12 protein-coding genes are annotated in these 17,317 nt (G+C 70.3%); 2 read left to right on the plus strand and 10 right to left on the minus strand.

What is annotated here, in order from left to right; all coding sequences use genetic code 11:
- Positions 1 to 13: 13 nt before the first annotated feature.
- Complete coding sequence (locus ACMW4R_RS00075) at positions 14 to 1,297, plus strand: alpha-amylase family glycosyl hydrolase (RefSeq protein WP_418298770.1); 1,284 nt, start codon at positions 14 to 16, stop codon at positions 1,295 to 1,297.
- A 184-nt stretch (positions 1,298 to 1,481) separates the two neighbouring features.
- On the opposite strand, the gene ACMW4R_RS00080 is transcribed toward ACMW4R_RS00075, so the two are convergent.
- Together ACMW4R_RS00080 and ACMW4R_RS00085 are read right to left on the minus strand one after the other, a co-directional pair.
- A complete protein-coding gene (locus ACMW4R_RS00080) occupies positions 1,482 to 2,132 on the minus strand; it encodes a response regulator (protein ID WP_058597299.1) in 651 nt (216 codons plus the stop codon).
- Complete coding sequence (locus ACMW4R_RS00085; protein ID WP_418298771.1) at positions 2,129 to 3,742, minus strand: ATP-binding protein; 1,614 nt, start codon at positions 3,740 to 3,742, stop codon at positions 2,129 to 2,131. Before ACMW4R_RS00085 ends, ACMW4R_RS00080 begins: the two co-directional genes overlap by 4 nt.
- Positions 3,743 to 3,929: 187 nt before the next feature.
- Between ACMW4R_RS00085 and ACMW4R_RS00090 the strand changes: the two genes are divergently transcribed.
- A complete protein-coding gene (locus tag ACMW4R_RS00090) occupies positions 3,930 to 5,456 on the plus strand; it encodes a CitMHS family transporter (protein WP_058630147.1) in 1,527 nt (508 codons plus the stop codon).
- A 313-nt stretch (positions 5,457 to 5,769) separates the two neighbouring features.
- Here ACMW4R_RS00090 and ACMW4R_RS00095 read toward each other — a convergent pair whose 3' ends face one another.
- The 8 genes from ACMW4R_RS00095 to ACMW4R_RS00130 form a co-directional block, all read right to left on the minus strand.
- The gene (locus ACMW4R_RS00095; protein ID WP_418298772.1) at positions 5,770 to 7,824 is read right to left on the minus strand and encodes a TIM-barrel domain-containing protein; all 2,055 of its coding nucleotides are present in this window, start codon (positions 7,822 to 7,824) and stop codon (positions 5,770 to 5,772) included.
- Positions 7,821 to 9,545, minus strand: a complete 1,725-nt coding sequence (locus ACMW4R_RS00100; protein WP_418298773.1) for an amylo-alpha-1,6-glucosidase — start codon at positions 9,543 to 9,545, stop codon at positions 7,821 to 7,823. The genes ACMW4R_RS00095 and ACMW4R_RS00100 overlap by 4 nt, the downstream gene beginning before the upstream one ends.
- A gap of 16 nt (positions 9,546 to 9,561) precedes the next feature.
- Positions 9,562 to 10,377 carry a carbohydrate ABC transporter permease gene (locus tag ACMW4R_RS00105; protein WP_058614859.1) on the minus strand — a complete coding sequence of 272 codons (816 nt, stop codon included), beginning with the start codon at positions 10,375 to 10,377 and terminating at the stop codon, positions 9,562 to 9,564.
- 2 nt (positions 10,378 to 10,379) lie between these two features.
- Positions 10,380 to 11,351: a carbohydrate ABC transporter permease gene (locus ACMW4R_RS00110; protein ID WP_418298774.1), complete on the minus strand. Its 972-nt coding sequence runs from the start codon at positions 11,349 to 11,351 to the stop codon at positions 10,380 to 10,382.
- Positions 11,352 to 11,380: 29 nt separating this feature from the next.
- Positions 11,381 to 12,628, minus strand: a complete 1,248-nt coding sequence (locus ACMW4R_RS00115; RefSeq protein WP_081317350.1) for a sugar ABC transporter substrate-binding protein — start codon at positions 12,626 to 12,628, stop codon at positions 11,381 to 11,383.
- Between the two features lie 100 nt (positions 12,629 to 12,728).
- Positions 12,729 to 13,730 (minus strand): LacI family DNA-binding transcriptional regulator, encoded by a 1,002-nt coding sequence (locus tag ACMW4R_RS00120; RefSeq protein ID WP_418298775.1) that lies wholly within the window; start codon positions 13,728 to 13,730, stop codon positions 12,729 to 12,731.
- Positions 13,731 to 14,730: 1,000 nt separating this feature from the next.
- A complete protein-coding gene (locus ACMW4R_RS00125) occupies positions 14,731 to 15,744 on the minus strand; it encodes a LacI family DNA-binding transcriptional regulator (protein WP_058613788.1) in 1,014 nt (337 codons plus the stop codon).
- The gene (locus tag ACMW4R_RS00130) at positions 15,737 to 17,269 is read right to left on the minus strand and encodes a sugar ABC transporter ATP-binding protein (RefSeq protein WP_081322573.1); all 1,533 of its coding nucleotides are present in this window, start codon (positions 17,267 to 17,269) and stop codon (positions 15,737 to 15,739) included. Before ACMW4R_RS00130 ends, ACMW4R_RS00125 begins: the two co-directional genes overlap by 8 nt.
- Positions 17,270 to 17,317: the final 48 nt, after the last annotated feature.

The raw sequence follows: 17,317 nt of genomic DNA on the forward strand, positions 1-17,317 counted from the left end.
GAGAGGAGACCGGATGCCCTCGTGGCCCGAACACGTGATCTGGTGGCACGTCTATCCGCTGGGCTTCGTCGACGCCCCGATCCGCGAGAACGAGGGTCCGGATGCCGCGCCGGTGCACCGGCTGGACCGCCTCGAGCCGTGGCTCGATCACGTCATCGAGCTGGGGCTGAACGGCCTGTTGCTGGGTCCGGTGTTCGCCTCCGAGACGCACGGCTACGACACCGTCGATCACTTCCGCATCGACCCTCGGCTGGGCGATGACGGGGACTTCGACCGACTGGTCGCGGCGGCGCGGGAGCGTGGCATCCGGATCCTGCTCGACGGCGTGTTCAATCATGTTGGGCGCGGTCACGCGGCTTTCCGCGACCTGACCGAGAACGGGCCGAGCCTGTTCCGCGGACGTTGGGTCGGCGGACGGTTCGAGGCCGACGTGTTCGAGGGGCACGATGCGCTCGTCGCGCTGGATCACTCCTCCCCCGCCGTGGTCGACCTCGTCGCCGAGGTCATGTGCCACTGGCTCGAGCGCGGTATCGACGGCTGGAGATTGGATGCCGCCTACGCGGTGCCGTCGTCGTTCTGGGCCGAGGTGCTCCCCCGCGTGCGCGAGCGCTTCCCGGAGGCGTGGTTCCTCGGCGAGGTGATCCACGGCGACGGTCCGGCGATCGTGCGGGAGTCGACGATGGACTCGCTCACGCAGTACGAGCTGTGGCAGGGGATCTGGCACGGCATCGCGGACCGCAACCTGTTCGAGCTGCGCCACGCGATCGAGCGGCACGACGAGATGCTGCGGACCTTCGTGCCGCAGACGTTCGTCGGGAACCACGACGTCACGCGGATCGCCTCGGCCGTGGGTCGCGACCTCGTGCCGCACGCCCTCGCGGTGCTGTTCACGGTCGCCGGGACACCCTCGGTCTACGCGGGCGACGAGTTCGGGTGGACGGGAGTGAAGGAGGAACGCGTCGGGGGCGACGACGCGGTGCGACCCGCGTTCCCCTCGACCCCCGGGGAGGCGCGGGGCGACGAGCGCATTCTGCAGGCCCACCGCGCGCTCATCGCGCTGCGGCGGCGGAAGCCCTGGCTGTGGCGGGCGCACACCGACGTGATCGAGGTCGCCAACACCGCTCTCGCCCTGCGGACGGCGGTCGGCGATGACGCGGTCGTCGTCGCGCTGAACGTGGGCGACGACCCGGTGTCGCTGCCGGTGGCGGACGGGCTGACCCCCGTGGCCGGCGAGGGGTGGCCGACGGACGGGCGCGTCGAGCTCGGGCCGCGCGGGTGGGTCGTGCTGGAGGCGTGACCCGGCGGCGTGCTGCCGCACGGCGGCGTGTCCCAAAATGTGCGATATCGGCGCCGCTGAGCTGCACAAAGTGGGACACGCGTTCGTCAGCGACACGCTGCCACCCGGGGGCATGTCCCAAATGTGCGATATCGGCGCCGCTGAGCTGCACAAAGTGGGACACGCCTGCGTCGGGGCGCGCGGGTCAGGCGCCGGCGCGGAACCGGTGCTCGGGACGACCCGTCGAGCCGTACCGGAGGCTCACCTGCACGAGCCCCCGCTCGGCGAGAGCGGTCAGGTGTCGTTGCGCGGTCGCGCGCGAGACGCCGATGCGCTCGGCCACCTCGGTCGCCGAGGCCTCGTCCGCGCCGAGAGCGGCGAGGACCGTCTGCTCGGTGGCCGAGCGCGCGAGCGACGGCCCCTCGCGCTCCCCGCGCATCACGGATGCCGCGCGGTCGATGTCGTCCTGAGACAGCGGCCGTGAGCTGGTCAGCAGATTGCGGTACCGCGCGTAACGGTCGAGCCGCTCCGCGAGCACGCGCGTGTCGAAGGGCTTCACGAGGTAAGCGAGCGCCCCGGCGGTGAATGCACGCCGGACGGTCTCGGCATCCGTCGCCGCCGAGAGGACGAAGGCGTCGATCCCGGCCGAGCGGACGAGCTCCACGCCGTCACCATCGGGCAGGTACACGTCGGCGACCAGCAGATCGGGGCGGTGCGCGGCGAGGGCGGCGCGGGCCTCGCCGACCGTGCGCGCGGGCTCGAGCGCGACGAAGCCGGGGCGCGCGGCGACGGCGTCACGGTGCAGTCCCGCGACGCGGAAGTCGTCGTCGACGACGAGGACACGGATACCGGTCATTCGCTCTCTCCTCGCAGGACTCCGGGCAGGCGGGCGGCCACGACGGCACCGTGCCCGTCACCGCCCGGATCGACGACCCACACGTCCCCGCCCCGGCGCCGCGCGAACTCGCGCGAGAGCGGCAGGCCGATACCGAGGCCGTGCACCGCCGCGGGGTCGTCGTCGCGCTCGCGCGGGGCGAAGGCGGCGTCGACGTCGGCGATCCCGCCCCCGGTGTCGGCCACCGTGAGCACGATCGCGTCGCCGTCGCCGAGCACGGCGACCTCGACCTCGCGGGGTTCGGGACCGGATGCCGTGGCGGTCACGGCGTTGTCGACGAGGTTGCCCAGCACCGCCACGACGTCTTCCACGTCGTCGACGGTGCCGCGGAGATAGGTGTCGTCGGAGACGCGCAGAACCACTCCCCGTTCGCGCGCGGCGAGCGCCTTCGCACCGAGGAACGATTGCAGCATCGCGTCGCCCACGAGGTCGATTCCCGGGACGGCCCAGTCCACCGAGCCGCGGTCGACGAGGTCGGCGAGGAACGCGCGTGCCTCGACCGTGCGGCCGGCGTCGAGCAGGCCCACCGCCGCGTGCAGGCGGTTGGCGTTCTCGTGCCGCTGCACGCGGAGGGCGTCGCCCATCGCGCGGACGCTGTCGAGCCGCCCCGACAGCGCGGCGACGTCGGTGCGGTCGCGCAGCACCGCGACCCGGCCGAGCGCGCGAGCGCCGCGGCGCACCGGGCGTACGTCGATGAACACCACCCGCCCTGCGACCGGCAGCCCCGTACTCGCACCGTCACCGGCGAGGGCCGCGGCGACGGCCGGCGCGAGATCGAGGTCGGAGAGGGGGCGGCCGCCGGCATCCGTGATCCCGAGGAGGCGCTCGGCGGTGAGGGTGCACACCCGCACGACCCCCGTCTCGTCGATCGCGAGGACGCCCTCGTCGGCTCCCTCGAGAACGGCGGTCTGGGTCTGCACGAGGGCGACGAGCTCCTCGGGCTGGACGCCGAGAGTGAGGCGCTCGAGTCGGCGGCGCATGAGCAGCGCGACGAGCGCCCCGATCGCGACGGCGAGCGCCACGGCCACCGCGATCCCGGCGATCAGCGCGGGCAGGTCGTCGAAGACGCTCGCGCGTTCGAATCCGACGCTCACCTCACCGACCGGAGCGCCCCCGTCGGGCGCGTACACCGGGACTTTCGCGCGCGCGGACTCGCCGAGCGTTCCGGTCTCCCACGTGACGACCTCGCGGCCCGCGAGTGCGTCCGCGAAACTCGTGCTGACGACCTGGCCGAGGCGGTCCGGGTCGGGGTGGGCCAGACGGATGCCGTGGTCGTCGGTGATCACCACGAACAGGCCGCGCGTGCGCTGGGTGACGTCGGCGGCGTAGTGCTGGAGCGAGCCGTCGCGGAGGGAGGCGGCATCCGGAGTCCCCGGGTCGGCGGAGTACCGGGCGACGAGGTCACGTACCTCGGGGGCCTCGGCGACCGCGCGGGCGATGTTGAGCGCCGACGAATCGGCCTCGGCCTTGAGCTGTTGCACGCCGAGCCAGGCGAACACCGCGGTGCACACCGCGACGACGGCGATCTGGGTCGCGATCTGCACGACGAGCATCCGGGTGGCGAACCGCATGGGGACCTCCGGGTTCGGCGTCGTCGCGCGCGGCGGTGACCGCGACGGCGTGCGCGAAATGCGCAGAACACACGGTACGCGCATAACCCCGCGCAATGCGAGCAAGCGCGCGGTCGAGGTCTCGGCATCCGTAGGGTCGCCGCATCGAGAGCGCGAGAGACGCGCCCGTCCCGACGAAGGAGTCGCGATGACCCCCCTGATCCTTGCGGCCGAAGCCGAAGAGTACGCGGTGGCCTACACGCCCGCCGACGGCGTGCTCGTCGCCCTCGGCTTCCTCATGGTCCTGTCGTTCATGGCGCTGATCATGACCCGGCGTCTCACCCCCATGGTCGCCCTCATCGTCGTCCCGACGATCTTCGGCCTGATCGCGGGGGCCGGCCTCGGACTCGGCGACATGGTGATCGACGCGATCAGCAAGATGGCGCCCACGGCGGCCCTGCTGATGTTCGCGATCATGTACTTCGGCATCATGATCGATGTCGGCCTGTTCGACCCGCTGATCCGCGTGATCACGCGCGTGCTGGGCGACGACCCGGCCAAGATCGTGCTCGGCACGGCGATCCTCGCCGGCGCCGTCTCGCTCGACGGCGACGGCTCGACCACCTTCATCATCACGACCTCGGCGATGCTGCCGCTCTATTTGCGCCTGGGGATGAGCCCCGTCGTGCTCACCTGTGTCGCGGGCCTGATGAACGGCACGATGAACATCGTCCCCTGGGGCGGCCCGACCGTCCGCGCCGCGACCGCGCTGGGACTGCAGCCCACGGACGTCTTCGTGCCGATGATCCCCTCGCTCGCCGCGGGTCTCGTCGTCTCGCTCGCCTTCGCGTGGTTCCTGGGCCTCGCCGAGCGCAAGCGTCTCGCGGGCGTCGTCGACACGTCCAAGCTCGACGCCCCCGGTGGCTTCGGTCGTCTCGGCGCCCCGAAGCTGTTCCGCGGAGCGGAGCCCAAGCCCGGCGCCGTCGCGTCGCTGCGCACCGGCAACATCGTCACCGTCCGCGGGGGCCGCGACGCCGTCGCCGCGACCCAGCTGGTCGACACCGCCGACACCGCGATGGCCGACACGATGCTCGACCCGCACCGCGCCACCCTCCGCCCGAAGCTCATCTGGTTCAACCTCGCGCTGACCGTCGCGGTGATGGTGCTTCTGGTGATGGACATCTTCCCGCTCGCGTTCGTGTTCATGGTCGGTGCGGCGCTCGCCCTCATCGTGAACTTCCCGAAGCTGCGCGGACAGGCCGACGAAATCGTCGCCCACGCGCCCAGCATCGTGGGGGTCGTGTCGATGGTCCTCGCCGCCGGCGTCCTCGTGGGCGTGCTGAACGGCACCGGCATGGTGACCGCGATGGCGTCGTGGATCACCGAGGTGATCCCGTCGTCTATGGGGCCGTTCCTCGCCGTCATCACGGGCGTCCTGTCGATCCCGTTCACGTTCTTCATGTCGAACGACGCGTTCTACTTCGGCATCCTTCCCGTGCTCGCCGAGAGCGCCGCGAACTACGGCATCGCGCCGGTCGAGATGGCCCGCGCGTCGATCACGGGCCAGCCCGTCCACCTGCAGAGCCCGCTGGTCCCCGCGATCCTGCTGCTCGTCTCGCTCGCGGGCGTCAACCTCGGCGACCACCACAAGAAGGTGCTGTGGCGCGCGACGATCGTGTCGCTCGTGATGCTCGCCGTCGGCGTGCTGGTGGGCGCGGTGCCGCTGTTGGGCTGAGCCTTTCGTTCGGAGAGGGGCCCCGGATGCCATGGCATCCGGGGCCCTTGCCGTGTCGGGGCGGGGGTGGGTGGCATCCGTCTCCCGCCCACGGCGAGCGCGACGCATAAACGCGATCCGCGCGCAGAAACACGTGCACAGCGCGTTTATGCGCGTGGATAGCGTTTATGAGCGACGAAGGCCGCGCGGCACTGCGGACGCACGCGGGCGGCGGCACGCGGTGGCGGGCAAAGCGGCGGCGGGCAAAGCGGTGGCGGGCAAAGCGGCGGCGGGAAAGGCGGCGGCGGGCACCCGCGCACCGGCCGCGGAGCCCTCACTCAGCCGAGAGCGCCGTGCGCACCGCCGCGACCACCTCGGCCCGGGCGCCGTCGCGCACGAAGACCGGGATCCGATCGAGCGGGGCGTCGACGTCGATCTCGATGCCGCCGGAGTGGACCGTCCCGCTCCACACGTCGGTCCACTGCGCCCCGGCGGGCAGCACCACGCGGCGCGAGCGCGCGCCCGCTTCCATCACGGGAGCGACGAGCAGGTCGGGGCCGAAGAGGTACTGATCCTTCACCCGCCAGCAGCGCTCGTCGCCGGGGAACTCGTGGAAGAGTCCGCGCAGGACGGGCTGCCCGTCGACATGCGCATCGCGCATGACCTCCCGCGTGTACGGGCGGAGAGCCTCGCGAGCGAAGAGGTACCGCTCGAGCACCGGGGTGACGGCGTCGCCGAAACTCCACACCTCGTTCGGGCCACCGCTCGGCGAGCGCCGCGAACCGTCGGCCGCGTGAACGGGCGTCGTCGGGAGTCGATCGCCGTGCAGACGCATGACCGGGCAGAACGTCCCGAACTGGAACCAGCGCACGAGCAGTTCGCGGAAGTCCTCGGCATCCGGATCACCGTGGTGGAAGCCGCCGATGTCAGTGGTGAACCACGGGATGCCGGCGACGCCCATGTGGATGCCCGCGGTCACCTGCGCCCGCAGCGCTTCGAACGTCGAGGCGATGTCGCCCGACCACACCAGAGCGCCATAACGCTGGCTGCCGGCCCACGCCGTGCGCAGGAGGTTCACGACCTCGGTCTCGCCGTCGGACCACTGCCCCTCGGCGAATGCCCGCGCGTAGTGCTGCGGGTACAGGTTGCCCACCTGCAGCACGGAGCCGGCGTGATAGCGGAAGTTTTCGTAGTCGTAGAGGCCGTACTCGGGCTCGGCCTCGTCGAGCCAGAAGGTGCGGATGCCATGGCCGCCGTAGTTCTCGCGGCACCTGTCCCACACGAAGGCGCGCGCACGCGGGTTCGTCGCGTCGAGGAAGGCGCTGGGCCCCTCGAACGACATGTGCACGTCGAGGCCGCGCTCGGCCCGGACGAGGAGGTTCTCCTTCTTCATCCGCGGGTAGTTCTCGCTCTCGAGCGACACCTGCGGCCAGACCGACACCATGAGCTCCACACCGAGCTCGTCGAGCTCGCGCACCATCGCGGCGGGGTCGGGCCAGAACTCGTCCTCGAAGCGGAAGTCGCCCATTCGGGGCCAATGGAAGAAGTCGGCGACGATGACGTCGAGCGGAAGTCCGCGCCGCTTGTGCTCGCGGGCGACCTCCAGCAATTCCTCCTGCGAGGAGTAGCGCAGCTTGCACTGCCAGAACCCGAGACCGCGCTCGGGCATCATCGGCGCGTGGCCCGTGGCATCCGCGTAGGCACGGGAGATGTCGCGGGGTGTCGCTCCGGCGGTCACCCAGTAGTCGAGCTGGTCGGTCGACTCGGCGAACCACTGCGTGCCGTTCGCCGCGAACGTCGCCCGACCGATCGCCGGGTTGTGCCACAGGAAGCCATACCCGCGGTCCGAGAGCACGAAGGGGACGCTCGACTGCGAGTTGCGATGCGCGAGCTCGAGACTGCAGCCCTTCAGGTCGAGCACGTCCTGCTGGTACTGCCCCATGCCGAACAGGCGCTCGTCGGGTGCGCTCTCGAACGACGCGGTCAGGCGCACGTCGCCACCGGGGATGGGGCGGTGTTCGCGGGCGATCAACGCGAGGGAACCCCCGGCATCCCTCTCCTGGAAGAGCAGCCGACCGTCGCTGTCGAGGAAGGCGAGGTGACAGAAGTTGCGGTCGTACCCCGTCTGCAGCTGGATGCCGGAGCGCGAGGTCGCGACCACGCGGAGACGACCACTGGTCAGGGTCGCCGTGTCACCGTCGACGACGATGTCGGCTTCGGCGTGGGAGGGCGGAAGCAACGCCCAGTCGTGGTCGACGATGTCGTGCATGAGCCGGGACCGCACGCGGACGCTGTCGCGTCCCCATGGTTCGACGATCACGGTCTCGCCGTCTCCGCGCCAGATGAGCCGCGCGCCCTCGACCTGGAAGTGCGCGGTGATGCCGCTCACGCGTCGACCCCGCCCGTGCGGAGCACGTGCTCGTGGGCGAAGACGAGGTAGACGCTCGCCGTCCACGTGTACGCGCGGTCGCGCAGGCCCGCGCCCGTGCGCGCGTCGAAGTTCTCGGCGAAACCCGACGTCTCGCAGAGCGCGCGGAAGCGCTCGTTGATCGTGTCGGCCAGCTCGAGATGGCCGCCGCGACGCAGCCCCTCCTCGATGAGCATCGTCGACGGCGCCCAGATCGGGCCGCGCCAGTAGCCGTCGTCCTCGTACTCGGGGGTCTCCACGAGCTGGGTGGCCGGGCCCCAGGTCGTCAGGTGCTCGGCGATGCCCGCCGCCAATCGGTCCGCGACCTCGGATCCCAGGCGGTCGGCGGCGAGGACGGGCAGGAGGTTCAGCAGACTGGATCGTTTGCTCACCGTCCCGGTGAGCGCGCCGACCGCGAAAAACCCTTCGTCGTCTCGGAGGTCTCGCAGGAGCGCGGCCTGCACCCGATCGCGTTCGACCCGCCACGCGTCGCCCTCGCCCGTACCGAGCTCGTCGGCGAGGTCGGCGAGCACGTCGAGCTGCACGACGAGGAAAGCGGCGAGGTCAGGTGACTCGATCACGCGGTCGTGGTCGAAGGTCGTGGAGTTGTCCCAGCCGCTGTCGTTGCCGTGCTGGTAGTAGGGCAGGTCGTGCCCGGGGGCCGTGCGATAGTCCAGCCAGAACCGCGACCACCGCGAGAGGCGGGAGTAGGCAGCGAACATCTCGTCCTCGGTGAGGGGCCGTGCGAGACGCGTGCGCAGCTTCGCCCACGCCCACCCGTGGATCGGCGGCTTGACGTAGTTGTAGAGCACCTCGGAGTGAGTGATCGAGTCGGGCATCGCGCCCGCGGCATCCTGATGATCGAAGGGCGCGAAGAACTGGTCGAGAGCGGCGTCCGGCAGACCGGGCGCCAGCGCCAGGGCGTTGAAGGTGTGGTCCCAGCTCCACACCTTGTCCATCCAGTGCTTCGACATGAGCACCGACTCGCGCGTGACGAAGCCGGCCGGGGCGACCGTGGCCGACCAGAGCACGTAGGCCGCACGCGCGACGGCGGGTGTCGCCTCCATTCGCCACCCCGCGATCGCATCAAGATAGTCAGTGAACTCTGCCGCGACACGTGCGCGGACCTCGCCGAAGGCCTCTTCGGTCCGATAGGGCGGGGCCGCCGCCTCGATCTGCTCGATCGCGATCTCCCACTCGTCGCCGCTCACGGTGAGGGCGCGGACGCTCTGTCCCAGCGCCTCGGCGCCCGTGGCCACGAGCGACCCCGACAGCGACGTGACGCGGTATCGCCGTCCGGTCTCGTACGAGGTGAAGACGTACGCCCCGTCGAGAGGGTCGCGGAAGAAGTACGAGCCGGTGAACGGCGTCAGCTCTTCGACGGCGTCGGCGAGTGTGAACTCCGACCCCGCCCCCGCGATACGGACGACGTCGGTCGACTCGAACACCGCGGTCGCGACGACGCTCTCGCCCACCACCCACGACAGCGAGGCGGCGTCGGCCCGCGTCGTGGCATCCGCTCTCCGCCCGTCGGTCGTCGGGGTGAGCCGGAGCACGGCGTGCATGCCGTTGACGTGCGAGACGAGATGCACGTCGTCGACCTGACGGTGGAGGCCGATGACGGGCGAGAAATCGAGCCACGAGCCGCGGATGCTGAAGGGGATTTCGCGCACGTCGAACGTGGGCAGGGAGGGATGCGACACGAAGAACCTTTCGAGGTCAGTCTTTGACAGCACCGGCGGTCACGCCGGCGGCGACGTAACGCTGGGCGAGGATGAGCAGGACGGCGGCGGGGATGGATGCCACGACGGCGGTCGCCATGATGGCGTTCCACTCCTGGTTGTTGTTGCCGATGTAGCGGTAGATGCCGATCGTGATCGGCTGTAGTTTGCCGCCGCTATTGAGCGTCGAGGCGAAGATGAAGTCCGACCACGACCACAGGAACGCGAACAGCGAGACCGTGACGATCGAGTTTCGGCTCACCGGCAGCACGATCGAGCGGAACGTACGCCAGGTGCCCGCCCCGTCGATGCGCGCGGCGGAGAGCAGTTCGTCGGGGATGCCGCGCATGAACGCGGTGAAGATGAGCACGCCGAACGGCACCGCGAGCGTGGAGTCGGCGAGGATCAGACCCGGTACGGAGTTGAGGATCCCGGCGTTCAGGTAGATCGCATAGAACCCCATCGCCATGATGATCCCCGGGATCATCTGGGCGATGAGCAGCGCGAAGCTGAGCGCATTCCCCCCGCGCGGGCGGAGCTTGGCGAGGGAGTACGCCGCCGGGGCCGACAGCAGCAGGGTGAGGACGACGGTCCCGACGCCGATGACGAAGCTCGTGCCGAGGTAGGGCAACTGGTCGGAGAGGACCTTCTCGTAGCCCTCGAACGTCGGGGTGAGCGGGAAGAGATCGGGCGGTGACTTGCGCATGTCGCTCTGCGGGGTGAGCGACACGTTGATCATCCAATAGATCGGGAACAGCATGATCGCGGTGAGGACGATGCCGATCGCCGTGATCCACCAGGGACGACGCCTCATGATCAGACCTCCAGTCGGCGCTGGGCGCGGATGTAGATCAGCCCGAAGACCAGGGCGATCACGATGAGCAGGTTGCCGACCGCCGCCGCGGGGCTGAGGTCGGGGAGGGCCGAGCCGAAGCCGAGGCGGTACGACCAGATGGCGAACGTGGTCGAGCTCGACCCCGGCCCCCCGCGGGTCATGATCCAGATGATGTCGAACACCTTGAGCGTGTAGACGAGCCCGAGCAGGATCGTGATCGCCGAGACCGGGCGCAGGAGCGGGAAGGTGATGCGCCAGAACTTCTGCCAGGCGTTGGCCCCGTCGATGGATGCCGCTTCGTAGATGTCGCTCGCGATGTTCTGGAGGCCGCTGTACAGGATGACGAGATTGAACGGCGCGCCGATCCAGATGTTGGCGATGAGCACCGACACCAGCGCCCATTGCGGCGAGGTGAGCCAGTTGACGGCGTCGACGCCGACGAGGCTCAGGAGGTAGTTGACGACGCCCGAATCGGAGTTCAGCATCCACGACCACGCGGACGCCGAGACCAGCAGGGGCAGCAGCCACGGCACGAGGAACAGCGCGCGCAATGTCGTGGACAGCGGGAAGCGCTGGAAGAAGAACACCGCGAGCGCCATGCCGATCGAGTACTGGAAGACGATCGACACGAGCGTGAACGTGGCGGTGTTGGCCAGGGCCGGCCAGAAGGTGGGGTCCTGGAAGACGGTGACGTAGTTGGCGAACCACACGAACGGTGCCGTGCCGTCGATGAACGAGCGGACGGTGTAATCGCGCAGGCTCAGGTCGAGGTTGCGGAACAGCGGATAGGCGTAGAAGACGACCAGGTAGATCACGACGGGGGCGAGAAACGCCCAGGCGGCCCACTGGCCCCGGCGCCGCGGACGGCGGTCCGGGGTGGGGAGGGCGACGGCGACCGCCGCCCTCCCGGAATCGCCGGTGCCCGTCGAGGCAGTGAACTGCGTCGCGGTCATGTCGGCGTACCCCTTTCAGGAATCGAGTGTCACTTCGAGGAAGCGGCCTGCTGGGCGGCCTTCAGAGCATCCTGCGGCGACTGGGCGCCGGTCAGGGAGTTCTGCACGGCTGTCCACAGCTGCTCGGAGATCACCGGGTACTTCGTGCCGAGGTTGTCTCCCGTGCGGGCCTTCGCCGCGTTGACGGCCTCGACCCAGGGCTCGAGCGTCGGGTCCTGGGCGAGCTGCTCCTTCTGCGCCTCGGGGGTCGCCGCGATGTAGTTCAGCGTGTTGTCGGTGCCGACGACGTTGGCCGTGCTGGTCAGGCACTCGACGATCTTCGCCGAGGCGGCGTAGCGGCCCGCGTCCTTCTGCACGGGCAGCGTCAGGAACTCGCCGCCCGTCGGCGCCGGGGCGGCACCACCCTTCGCCGCGGGGATCGGAATGACCTCGTAGCCGGCCTTCGCGGCGCCCGCCTTCTGCCAGGTGCCGTTCTCGGCGAAGCCGAAGTCGCCGGTCTCGAACTCCTGCCAGCTCGTGGTCTGGGTGTTGTTGATGACCGAGTTCGGCGCCCAGCCCTTCTGCACCCAGTCGGTCCACAGCTGCACGGCCGAGGCGGCCTGCGTGGAGTCCAGCTCCGTGAGGTCGGCACCCGCGCCCCAGAACCAGGGCAGGAACTGGAAGCTGCCTTCCTCGGTGCCGATGCCCGAGAAGGTGATGCCCTTCTTGCCGGATGCCACGACCTTCTCGATCGCGGCGTTGAGGGTCGACCAGTCCTTGATCGACGAGGGATCGACCCCCGCCGCGCTGAGCACGGTCGGGTTGTAGTACAGCGCCAGGGTGTTCGCGCCGATCGGGACGCCGTAGGTCTTCCCGTCGACGACGGAGGCACCGAGGATGTTCTCGGCCACGTCGCCGACTTGCAGGTTGTTCTCGTCGGTCGAGGTGATGATCCCCGCCTCGACGAGCGTCGAGACGGCGGGGTTGTCGATCAGCAGGATGTCGGGCGAGTCGCCCTGCTGGCCGGCGAGGAGCGCCTTCGAGGTGAGGTCGCTGGTGTCGAAACCGGTGCGTTCGATCGTGACGCCGGCGTCGGCGGCGCATTTGTCGATGACCTTCGCCCAGTCGGACGAGGCGTCGTACTGCGGGTACGGGTCCCAGAAGGTGTAGGTGCCGCCGGCGCTGCCGTCGGTGCTGGTGCCGGTCGCTCCACCGGAGCATCCGGCCAGGACGCCGACGGCGACGGCGCCGACGGCGATCGCGCCGAGAGCGCGGGTACGGGTGTTGTTCGTGCTCACTGTTCTTTCCTCTCTGAAATGTGACTGCGTTGTCATGCTGGCGGTGGCGTTGAACCGGTTCGACGATGGACCGACGAGAACGGGGCGCGCCGTCGCCCCGTTAAGCGGTGCTCCCCCTGTCGGTGAGCTCCGGCTCGATGAACCCGACCACGGGCGGCCCGTAGTCGGGGTCGGCGATGCGCCGGACCAGGGACTGGACCGCCTTACGACCCAGCCCGTCTGGAGATGTCTCGACTGCCGTGTACGGCAGGAGGAACGTGCGTCCGAAGTCCTGTGAATACAGACTGACGACCGACAGGTCACGCGGAACGACGACGCCGCGCTCGCGCAGCACAGCCGGCAGCGCCGCGATGGAGGCGTCGTTGTGGACGACCAGCGCGGTCGCCTCGGTGCGGGCATCGAGGATGGCGTTGAGGCTCCGCTCGATCCCGGGTTGCTGCGACTCGCCGTAGTACGGACGGACCTGGATGCCATAGCGCGCGGCCCGCTCGAGAGCGGCATCGCGGTAGCGCCAGGCGTAGGCGCCCCCGCGCTCGAACACGTGGCGGGGAGGAGAGACGAGCACGATGTCGCGATGCCCGAGACCGTAGAGGTGGTCGATGGTCAGACGCGCGGCCTCGCTGAAGTCCAGGTCGAAGACGTCGACGCCGTCGGTGTCGCGCGGCAGCCCGACGAGCGCGCCCGGTTGCCGCGCCTGGCGGAGAGCCTCGAGTCGCGGGTCGTCGTGCGTGACGTCGAGCAGGACGACGCCGTCGACCATGTTCGACGACGTGATCCGACGAATCGCCCCGGGTCCATCGCTGTCGGTCACCATCAGGATGTCGTAGCCGAGCTCGCGCGCCGCGTTGGAGACGGCCAGGATGTACTGCAGCATGGCCGGGGGGAATTCGTCCTCGTGGAACTGCAGGAGGAGTCCGAGCACCATCGTCTGCGAGGTCGCGAGTGCTCGCGCGCCCGCGTTGACGGTGAACCCCAACTCCGCGATCGCGAGGTCGATGCGCTCGCGCGTCTCGCGAGAGATGGGCCGGTTGCCCGAGAGGGCGTAGGACACGGTACTGCGCGAGACACCCGCCGCTTTGGCCACGTCGCCGATCGTCGGCATCCGTCTCCCCTTTCCTCATCGAACCGGTTCGACCACTGTAGAGCGGGTGCGACGTCCGTGCAAGAGGCGATGTCGTCGAATGCGGTGACGGGTGTTCGCGCGGGGCGCGGGGGCGGGGCTGCGGGGTGGGGCCGGGACCGGCGGCGGGGTGGGGCCGGGACCGGCGGCGGGGTGGGGCCGGGGCCAGGGCCAGGGCCAGGGCCAGGGCCAGGGCCAGGGCCAGGGCCAGGGCCAGGGCCACGCATAAACGCCATCCGCGCACAGAAACACGCTCTCCCCGCGTTTATGTGAGTGGATCGTGTTTATGCGCAGCGGGAGGGCGCGAAACGCTCCCGAAACCCGCCCCGGCAAGCGGCACCGCTCGCCGCCCGAACCATCCGCCCGGCGCGGGCCCCCGTGGCATCCGGGGCCGTCGCGAACCGCCCATAAACGCGATCCGCGCACAGAAACACGCTCTCCCCGCGTTTATGCGAGTGGATCGTGTTTATGCGCAGCGGGACGGCGCGAAACGCTTCCGAAGCCCGCCCCGGCGAGCGGCACCGCTCGCGGCCCGGCAAGCGACACCACCCCGCGGCCCGAACCATCCGCCCGGCGCGTACCCCCGTGGCATCCGGGGCCCTCGCGAACCGCCCATAAACGCTATCCGCGCACAGAAACACGCTCTCCGCGCGTTTATGTGAGTGGATCGTGTTTACGCGCAACGGGACGGCGCGAAACGCTCCCGAAGCCCGCCCCGGCAAGCGACACCACCCCGCGGCGCGAATCACCCGCCGGCGCGCAAACCCGTGGCATCCGGGGCTCTCTCCGAGGGCGCGAACCGCCCATAAACGCCATCCGCGCACAGAAACACGCTCTCCCCGCGTTTATGTGAGTGGATCGCGTTTATGCGGGGCCGGGCCCGGCGCCCCACCGCGCGGAACGGCGGCCCGGCCCGACGCGCCGCGCCCCAGCGCGCGAGCGGCGCCGACCACCGCACGACCAGGCGCGCCGGCGCCGCGCCTCAGCGCGCCAGCGGCGCCGACGACCGCACGACCAGGCGCGTCGGCAGCGGCGTGCTCTCGGTCACCGTGTCGGGCTCCTCGACGAGCAGCAGAACCTTCTGCATGAGGATCTCGCCGAGAGCGGCGAAGTCCTGGCGCACGGTGGTGAGCGACGGGTAGACGTACGCGGCCTCGGGCACGTCGTCGAAGCCGACGACCCCGACGTCCTCGGGCACGCGCAGACCACGCTCGCGCAGCGCCGAGAGCACGCCGATGGCCATGTGGTCGTTGGCGACGAAGATGCCCTCGCCCGGCGACAGATCGGCTTCGGAGGCGATGCGGTAGCCGCTCGCCGCCGACCAGTCGCCGTGCACGGCCGGAGTCGACTGCGCGCGAGCGGCCGCGATCTCTTCGCGCCACCCGCGGATGCGCTCGACGGCATCGGGGTTGCGGGCGGGGCCGGCGATGTGGCGCACGGTGTCGTACCCGGCCTCGAGCAGGTGCCGGACGGCGCTGCGCGCCCCGCGGTACTGATCGATCGCCACGAGCCGCGGGTGAGGACGAGCGCTGGCCGCCGCCGCGACGATCGGGACGTCGATGTCGAGCGCCTGGACCGCCGCGAGCACTTCGGTGTCGACCACGACGAGGACGATGGCGTCCACCCGCTGCTTCAGCAGACCGTCGATGGCCGCGCGGACGGGGGCCACGTCGCTCTGCGGGGAGCTGATCGCGTCGACGTTGTAGCGCGCCGCTCGCGCGGCGAAGTTGAAGTTCGTCGCGATCGACGTGGGACCGTAGTCGACCGTGCCCGGGGTGACGAGGCCGATCGTGCGGGTGCGGCGGGTGACCAGGGCGCGAGCGGCGGGCGAGGGGCTGTAGCGCAGCTGGGCGATCGCCTGTTCGACGCGCGCTCGGGTGGCCGGCCGCACGTTCGGCATGTTGTTGAGCACGCGCGAGACCGTCTGATGCGACACACCGGCGAGACGCGCGACATCGAAGATGTTGGCGGTCCGTGAGGATTTGTCGTCAGGCACCGCTGCCCTCGTCTCCGCTCGTGTGGCCGGCCACGAGCGCGAGCAGCGCGTCGGAGGTGAGGTCGGCGGCGGGCACGATCTGCGCGAGCACGCCGTCGCGCATCACCGCGACCAGATGCGCGACGCGCAGCACCTCGTCGAGCTCGGCCGAGATGTAGACGATCGACAGGCCGTTGTCGCTCAGCTCGCCGACGAGCCGCTGGATCTCCGCCTTGGCCCCCACGTCGATGCCGCGCGTGGGTTCGTCGAGCACGATCAGGCGCGGCGACAGCGCGAGCAGACGCGCGAGGAGCACCTTCTGCTGGTTGCCGCCCGACAGCGTCCGAACAGGCCGGTCGATGTCGGCGGGTCGGATGTGGAGCGCCTCGACCCAGCTCATCGCCAGCTCGCGACGCCGTGCGGTGCTCAGCCGATGGAAGATCCCGCGCTGCGCCTGCAGCGCCAACGTGATGTTGTCGAGGACGCTGAGATCGCCGATGACGCCCTCGGTGCGACGGTTCTCAGACGAGTAGGCCACGCGACGGCGAATCGCCTCGCGCGGCGAAGACAGGCGGACGGGCTCACCGTCGATGAGCAGCTCCCCGCCGTCGGGGCGGTCGACGCCGGTGAGGGAGCGCGCGAGCTCGCTCCGGCCGGATCCGAGAAGACCCGCGACCCCGATCACCTCTCCCTCGGCGATGTCGACGTCGGCTTCACGAAGACGGACCCCGGATGCCAGCCCCCGGGCACTCAACACCGACGGCCCCTCGGTGGTCTCGACCTCGCGTTGGCCGAGCGGGGCGAGGACGTCGGCGGTCGCGCCGAGCATCTTCTCGACGAGGTCGATGCGCAGCAGCTCGCGGGTCCCGTACTCGCCGACCAGGCGTCCTCCGCGAAGGACGGTGACCCGGTCGCAGATCTCGTACACCTGGTCGAGGAAGTGCGAGACGAAGACGATCGCGATGCCCTGCGCCTTGAGGTCGCGGATCACGCGGAACAGTTCGGCGACCTCATCGGCATCCAGGCTCGACGTCGGCTCGTCGAGCACGAGCACCTTGACCTCGGTCGAGACCGCGCGCGCGATGGCGACGAGCTGCTGCACCGCGAGGGGGTGCGACGACAGGACGGAGGCCGGGTCGACGTCGACACCGAGCGAGCTCAGCGCCTCGACCGCCCGCTCGCGCATCGCGCGATGGTCGATGACGCCCCATCGTCGGGGCTCACGGCCGAGCGAGATGTTCTCGGCCACCGTGAGGTTCGGCAGCAGGTCGATCTCTTGGTAGACGGTGGAGATCCCGACCGCCTGCGCGTCGGCCGGGGAGGAGAACCGCACCTCGCGGCCGTCGAGCTCGATCACCCCGGAGTCGAGGCGGAGGGCTCCGGTGATCGCCTTGATCAGCGTGGACTTGCCGGCGCCGTTCTCGCCCATGAGCGAGTGCACCTCGCCGGGGAGAAGGCGGAAGTCCACGTCGGACAGCGCCGATTCGACGCCGAAACGCACCGTCGCTCCGCGCACCTCGAGGAGGGGCGGAGCGACGGTGGACATGGGGTCAATCATGCCCGCGCGAAGCGGTGATCGCTAACACGGCACGGG

It is taken from the genome of Microbacterium sp. S1037, from assembly GCF_048381605.1.
GTDB lineage: Bacteria > Actinomycetota > Actinomycetes > Actinomycetales > Microbacteriaceae > Microbacterium > Microbacterium testaceum_B.

Coding starts and splice junctions, on each gene's coding strand:
- ACMW4R_RS00075 (WP_418298770.1), top strand. CDS start 14: ATGCCCTCGTGGCCCGAACACGTGATCTGGTGGCACGTCTATCCGCTG.
- ACMW4R_RS00080 (WP_058597299.1), bottom strand. CDS start 2,132: ATGACCGGTATCCGTGTCCTCGTCGTCGACGACGACTTCCGCGTCGCG.
- ACMW4R_RS00085 (WP_418298771.1), bottom strand. CDS start 3,742: ATGCGGTTCGCCACCCGGATGCTCGTCGTGCAGATCGCGACCCAGATC.
- ACMW4R_RS00090 (WP_058630147.1), top strand. CDS start 3,930: ATGACCCCCCTGATCCTTGCGGCCGAAGCCGAAGAGTACGCGGTGGCC.
- ACMW4R_RS00105 (WP_058614859.1), bottom strand. CDS start 10,377: ATGAGGCGTCGTCCCTGGTGGATCACGGCGATCGGCATCGTCCTCACC.
- ACMW4R_RS00110 (WP_418298774.1), bottom strand. CDS start 11,351: ATGACCGCGACGCAGTTCACTGCCTCGACGGGCACCGGCGATTCCGGG.
- ACMW4R_RS00120 (WP_418298775.1), bottom strand. CDS start 13,730: ATGCCGACGATCGGCGACGTGGCCAAAGCGGCGGGTGTCTCGCGCAGT.
- ACMW4R_RS00130 (WP_081322573.1), bottom strand. CDS start 17,269: ATGTCCACCGTCGCTCCGCCCCTCCTCGAGGTGCGCGGAGCGACGGTG.